The organism is Lactobacillus apis, from assembly GCF_002837055.1.
Classification (GTDB): domain Bacteria; phylum Bacillota; class Bacilli; order Lactobacillales; family Lactobacillaceae; genus Lactobacillus; species Lactobacillus apis.
The window spans coordinates 1-2,420 of record NZ_PDKP01000039.1; the positions used below are offsets into that span (position 1 = coordinate 1).

Genomic DNA, 2,420 nt, shown 5'->3' on the forward strand with positions numbered 1-2,420 from the left:
TTGTAAGCAGAATCCGAACTAGTTGCCAAAATCTGATTTAGAGACACAAACTTCATCTGCAATCGTTTGACCTGCGGTTCTTTGCTTGTCTTTTTTAATAACTCACTAGTTTGAGGGGTGTCTTCAATCTTAATTGGACTTGTCTTATCTGTATTACTTAGGGCTATTGATTGCCAGAAAGTCAAATTATGGTCCTCAACAACCTCAATAATTGGATTGGTAAAACTCTTTTTTAGTCGAACATTATAAGTGATTGGCTGTACATCTTCATGGTAATACTTAATCTTTATCTTAAGTTGTTGAGGGTTTATTTTGCCCTGTTGAGCACTGCTTAGATTGTTATAGCTGTAATTTTGAAGAAAATATTTTATTTCTTGCGGATGTTTTTGATACTTAGAAGGAACAAGAAAAGCATGCTGAGTTGTATCTAAATATCTTTTTAATTCTGGCAATTTTGCTCTAATAAAGTTGCGGTTGACTGACATCAAATCGTATTTTTGTTCCGGTTTCTTATTTGCTTCATTTTTTGGTAAAACATTTTTGGTTGAGTAAGAACCACTTTCTACATAATAAACGCCCTTGTTCTGAGCCATTTTACTAAACCAAGCAGCCATCGTTTTAGTTGTCTCTTTTTCATCAGTAATAAATACCGGGCCAACACTATTAACAGTTTTAAGTTTGCCTTCTTTAGCCCATTCCTGTTGTAACTGGTAGCTTGCCACAGCTTCGCTAATCTCCGTTGACATATTAATCAACAAGAATGTTGAAACAACGGTCATCAAGATTTTTATTATCAAGGCAAGACTGATACCGTAACCAAAATGAAACTTTCCTTTTAATAAATCCCCGATAGATATACGTTTAATTATTAAATAAGTAACAGAATTAGCTAATAAATACAGGAATAAAATTAGTGCTTGCACTAGAATACATGTCAAAATAAAGCCATTTGGTCGGTATGAAAAAATCAGAAGAGTTGTAAGATTAATAATGATTGATGTTACAACAATCATTATTATCCCCTGCTTGATCATTGCTAGAAAAATGTCCTTGTTTTTCCAGCCATTCAATTTTTTAATCCCAATTGAACTTGATTGTGAAATCGGGTAATAAACGTTAACTAGAATAAAGACTAGACTTGCTAGAACAAAAATGAAACTTAAAACCCAGATTTCCCTTGTAAAATATACTTGTTTTCGTCCTATTGTTTGTTTTAGGAGTTGATCACGTGAAACTCCGTAAAATTGAGAGAATTGCTTAAGAAGTTCTTTTCGATTAGATTTTCCCGGAATAATCGTGTAGACTCCATCGACTGTTTTTTTGTTCTTAAAGTATCGTGTCATACTTTGTAAGACAATCTTGTTACCCTTAACAAAAACAGGAATTTTCCCTTTTTGCTTGGCACTGTTGGTTTTGAAACTTGCATAGAAGTCTTGATCATTTTGTAAATCAACTTTATCTAATCGAAAAGAAGCAGCTGGAAAGGAAGTAGGACTAGCAATCACTGATTTTTCAACTACATTATTTTGTTCCCTGGTAGTCAAAATAACAGATATATCGTACTTCCGAGAAAGTTCTTTAAAAAAGCTAATCTGACTGTCAGGATTAACTGAACTATCTTGCAAGTATATTTGAAAAGAATCACTTGTTTCTCCCATTTTAGCTATCTGGTCATAATCACGTGATTGATAGAAATTAATAACCATCATGTAAGTTAAAATGTTAACAATAGCTAGACAGGCAAGAACTATTTTTTTCATAAGGATCTCCATAAAAAATAAGCATAGCTGACAGGTAATCAACTACGCTTACAATTACTTAGATAGAACGTTAATATACATCCCAGTAATAAGATTAACCCTGTGGCTGATACCTTGATGTACTATGTACGTGCTGCATTATCACATGATGATAGCTTATACGACAGTACTTAAAGTTCATTTTATCGTATGCTTTCTTTTTTACTAATATATTTTTTATTATTAATTAATTTTTAAATTATAAAAAGTCTCCAAAACACTAAGTTTCTGCGACTTTTCTCTTTTTAAGCATTAAAAAACCCTTTAGCCAGAACTTAATCCGGCTAAAGGGTTCAAAACTATTTATTTTAGTCTTCAGTAACGAATGGCAACAAGCCCATAATGCGAGCTCTTTCGATTGCCTTAGCTACCTTACGTTGGTTCTTAGCGCTGGTGCCAGTGACACGACGTGGTAAGATTTTACCTCTTTCAGAGATAAAACGTTTCAACAGATCAACGTCCTTGTAGTCAACGTAATCAATATGGTTGGCTGCGATAAAGTCAACCTTACGACGACGGTGGCCGCCACCTCTTCTTTGTTGAGCCATATCCTCGATCCTTTCTTAGAAATTAGAATGGAAGATCATCATCAGAGATATCAATTGTATCACCCGAACCAGC

General features: G+C 33.9%; 2 protein-coding genes. Both read right to left on the minus strand.

Features of this window, described 5'->3' with window-relative positions:
* On the minus strand, positions 1-1,760 hold a 1,760-nt coding region (locus CRG87_RS07650; RefSeq protein ID WP_133125503.1), incomplete at its 3' end, for a hypothetical protein.
* 347 nt (positions 1,761-2,107) lie between these two features.
* Positions 2,108-2,347, minus strand: coding sequence for a 30S ribosomal protein S18 (gene rpsR / locus CRG87_RS07655; RefSeq protein WP_046305698.1), 240 nt, complete (start codon positions 2,345-2,347; stop codon positions 2,108-2,110).
* Positions 2,348-2,420 lie beyond the last annotated feature (73 nt).

What these genes read in the sequence shown, in the direction of transcription:
- rpsR (WP_046305698.1), bottom strand. Translation starts at nt 2,347, where the DNA reads ATGGCTCAACAAAGAAGAGGTGGCGGCCACCGTCGTCGTAAGGTTGAC.